This is a genomic window from Streptomyces sp. (assembly GCF_031181705.1).
In the GTDB taxonomy this organism is placed as follows: Bacteria; Actinomycetota; Actinomycetes; order Streptomycetales; family Streptomycetaceae; genus Streptomyces.
Map to the genome: position 1 here is coordinate 1 of NZ_JAPSKN010000008.1, position 3,701 is coordinate 3,701.

4 protein-coding genes are annotated in these 3,701 nt (G+C 72.1%); 2 read left to right on the forward strand and 2 right to left on the reverse strand.

Annotation, left to right across the window (positions count from 1 at the left end):
• Positions 1-984, reverse strand: a 984-nt coding sequence (locus RIN80_RS03165; RefSeq protein ID WP_309093911.1) for a hypothetical protein, incomplete at its 3' end; no start/stop codon positions are given.
• A gap of 118 nt (positions 985-1,102) precedes the next feature.
• Complete coding sequence (locus RIN80_RS03170; protein ID WP_309093912.1) at positions 1,103-2,578, reverse strand: beta-1,6-galactanase; 1,476 nt, start codon at positions 2,576-2,578, stop codon at positions 1,103-1,105.
• A 253-nt stretch (positions 2,579-2,831) separates the two neighbouring features.
• On the opposite strand from RIN80_RS03170, the gene RIN80_RS03175 reads away from it, so the two are divergent.
• Entirely contained in the window at positions 2,832-3,143 is a 312-nt protein-coding gene (locus RIN80_RS03175; protein ID WP_309093913.1) for a DUF6412 domain-containing protein, read from the forward strand.
• 89 nt (positions 3,144-3,232) lie between these two features.
• A partial coding sequence (locus tag RIN80_RS03180; protein ID WP_309093914.1) for a membrane protein insertase YidC occupies positions 3,233-3,701 on the forward strand: 469 nt, incomplete at its 3' end.

A 3,701-nucleotide genomic window follows, 5' to 3' on the forward strand; every position in this document is an offset into this window, starting at 1 on the left:
CCGCCCCGACCCGCACCAGCACCCCGCCCCCTCCGGCGGCGGCCAAGCCACCGCCCGCCCCCGTGCCGCCAGGGTGGTGGCGTACTGGGGCAGGAGTGTCGCGTCGCCCGGGGAGGAGCCCTCCGAGGCCGCGAAGGCCTCGTAGGACGGGACCGTGCCGGTGACGATGCCCAGGTTCGGCGTGCCGGAGGCGGCGAGTTCGCGCAGGGCGCGCTCTATCGAGGCCAGGTGCTCCTCGTGGGAGGGGTACTCCTCGGCCAGCGGCGGATACGCCTCCAGGAGTTCCGTCAGCTCGGGCGCCGGCCAGTGCAGGATCGCCACCGGGAACGGGCGGGAGAGGGCCTCGCGGTAGGCGCCCAGTTCCGCGCGGAGGCGGAGGATCTCCGCTTCCAGTTCCGCCGGGTTCTCCGAGCCCAGGGACCACACGCGTTTGGGGTCGTGGAGTTCGTCCAGGGAGACCGGGAGGGAGTGGACCGTGTCGGCCAGGGCGTCCCACTCGTCGTGGGAGCGGCCCAGCATGCGGCGGACCCGGTGGCGGCCGAAGAGCAGGGGGTGGGTCGGCTGCGGGGGCCGCGGCACGTCCGTCAGCAGGAGGCGCACGGCCTCCGTGAAGGTGTCGTGCGCCGCTTCCAGCTCGTCGTGCGACTCCAGGGCCTCGGCCACGATCACCCAGGGGGCCGGGTCCCTCGGGGCCGCCGCCCGGACGCCGTCGATGATCGCCCGGGCCTCGGCCTCGTGACCGTACTCCCAGAGGTTCGAGGCCTTGAGCGCCCGCACCAGGTGGGGGTGGTCGAGGGCCTCGGGGGAGGACAGGAGGCGGTCGTAGAGCTTCGTCGCGGTGGGGCGGTCGCCGGAGAGTTCCAGGTGGGCCGCTGCCCGCAGCAGCAGGGCCTCGGCGTCCTCGGGGTACAGGCCGGCGGTCCGCTCCAGGCGTGCCGCCTCGGCGGTGTGGTCGACGTTTTCGGCAGGCGTGTCGGGGCGCATGGGGGACACCGTACTGCCGTGAGGTGACGAGCGTGAGAGATGCGCAGGCCAGGCCGGGCCAGCTCGCACGCTCATCACCGGGGCTTCACCGTTCGCCCCGAACGGTCGCCGGGTCCGGTTACGGCGTCACACCGTCGACGTGGAGCGTCTGGACCGACTTCGCGGCGAAGGGGACGCTGACCGACGTGCCGGACAGGCGGATGTCCGAGCGGGGGGTGTAGAGGTCGCCGCCGCCCGTGGTCACCGTGTTCCAGCGGGGGACCAGGCCCGAGGAGCCGCCCGTCACCGTCGTGAAGCGCGAGAGGTCGAAGGTGAGGGTCTGGGGGGTGGTGGCCGTGTTGACCGCGACCAGGACCAGGCGGCGGGACCGCGCGTCGTACGCGGCCACGGCGTAGCTCACCCCGGTGTCCAGGACCGTCATGCCGGGGCGGATGTGGCGGCTGAACTGGGCCAGCACGTAGTGCTTGGTCTGGACGGTGGTCGGCTGGAGGGTGTTCGGGTCGTAGGCGATCATCGCCCAGCCCGCCGAGGGGTCCATCACCTGCCAGTAGCACCACGCCGTGGGGTGCAGCCAGCGGAAGTCGTAGCAGAGGTTGGACGCCATGGTCAGGCCGGTGCCGTCGCTGTCGCCGGTCTCGGAGTTCCACAGCTTCTTGCGGGACGTCGTCACCACGTCCGTGTGGAGGAGGTCGCGGCGGCCGCCCGAGCCCTGGTAGCCGTGCACGTTGACCTGGGAGACCAGGGCCTTGGCGGACGAGTCGAAGGAGGCCCAGGTGGAGCGGGCCGTGTCGTAGTCGGTCTCGTCCGAGGCTGCTATGCGGATGCCCGTCAGGCCGCGCTTGTCCAGCTCGTTGCGCAGGTGGGGGAGGACGGCGGCCTGGACGGCCGGGTCCATGTGGCAGCCCTCCTGCGTGCCGGTCGCGGTCCACCAGGTGGAGGCCGGCTCGTTGAAGGGGTCGACCGTCGCGAAGTTCACGCCCCAGTTCGACCTCGCGTACAGGGCGGTCGCCGCCAAGTGGCTCGCGTGCTGGCGGTAGTTCCAGGTCTGGAGGTTGTTGCCGCCGCCGGCCGCGCCCGAGGGGTTGTGGTTGGCGCACATCCACCACATGGGGGAGTTGGCGAACAACTCGGTGACGGCGCCCCGTTGCACCGCCTTGACCAGCATGGCGCGCTGGTTGGCGTCCGCCGTCCACTTCCAGGCGGAGGAGGTGGGGTCCTCGTTGTTCCAGTCCTGCCAGAAGCCCTCGATCTGCTTGAAGCCGGGGATGTTGGGCGAGACCACCATGGTCTCGCCGCCGACGCTGTTCCAGCTGCACGCGCCCAGGTTGTAGCGGGCGATGTTGAGGCCCAGGCCGGGGAGCGATCTGCCGTTGTACGTCACCGACTTGGTGGTGAAGAACAAGTCCGCGAAGTCGTCCCGGGCGCCGAAGACGTTGGCCCACCAGGCGAGGGAGGTGCCCCAGCCCTCCCAGGTGCCGTACGTGGTCGACGGGTTGACGGCGATCGTGGCGTCCGCGTGCGCGGTGCCCGTCGCCAGGGCGCTGCCGAGGAACGTACCCCCTGCTGCGGCCAGCAGGGATCTGCGTCGGATCACGGCTCCTCCGTTGAGGGATTCGGGCCCAGAGGCTTTCGGGGCAGGCGCCGGTTCCCGGACCGGCGTCGCGGGTGGGGGCCCGTGCGGGGCGACGGGCCGGTGGCATCGAGAAGCATCGGGTGTGGCGGGTGGGTTGTCGAGGGTTCCGACGAGGCTTTCTCAAACCCGTTTATGAAGTGCCCGGTCCGCGCGGGAGGCTGATCCTGTATAACCGACGGCAGGGCATACACGTGTACGAGGGAAGGGGCGGCCGATGAACCGCGGCTGGACGGCTCTGCGTCCCGCTCTCGTGCTGCTCTTCCTGATCGTCCAGGTGGCGCTGCTCGACACCGGCAGCCTCTCGGCCACCGTCGCCCTGGCCGCGACCGCCACGGCCTCGGCCGCCCTCGCGCTGTGCGCCGTCGTCGCCTCGCGCTGCGCGCCCGCCGTGCCGCGCACCCGGGTGCGCACGGCCATCCGCGACCGCGACCGCCGTACGGCCTTCCTGCCCCAGCGCGATCCCGACGCCCGGGGGCGCACCCGTCCCCGCGCACCCGGTCACGCCCTCCGGGCGACCGTCGCGTAGGGCCCCACCAGCGTTTCGGTGACCCCGCGCGGGTCGTCATGCCGTCTGTCTTTCGTTCCGGCACGACGAGACCCCCGGAGGGCTCACCCATGTCCGTCTTCGCCACCCTGGTCGAGCACCTCGCCGACCTGCTCCAGCCGCTGTTCGGCGCGTCCGCCGCCGCGGCAGCGATCGTCCTGTTCACCGCGCTCGTACGGCTCCTCGTCCACCCCCTGTCCCGGGCCGCCGCGCGCGGTCAGAAGGCCCGGACCGCCCTGCAGCCGAAGATCGCCGAGCTGCGGAGGAAGCACCGGAAGAACCCCGAGAGGCTCCAGCGGGCCGTCCTGGAACTGCACGCCGAGGAGAAGGTGTCACCGCTGGCCGGCTGCCTGCCCGGGCTGCTCCAGGTGCCCGCGTTCTTCCTGCTGTACCACCTGTTCTCCAGCGACACGATCGGCGGGCGGGCCAACGGGCTGCTCGCCCACGAACTGTTCGCCGCGCCGCTGGGCGGAAGGTGGTCCGACGCGCTCCAGGACGGCCTCTTCGGCGGCGCGGGGCTCGTGTACGCCGGGCTGTTCG

Bases quoted from the DNA above. Each gene is read 5' to 3' on its own strand.
- RIN80_RS03175 (WP_309093913.1), top strand. From the start codon at position 2,832: ATGAACCGCGGCTGGACGGCTCTGCGTCCCGCTCTCGTGCTGCTCTTC.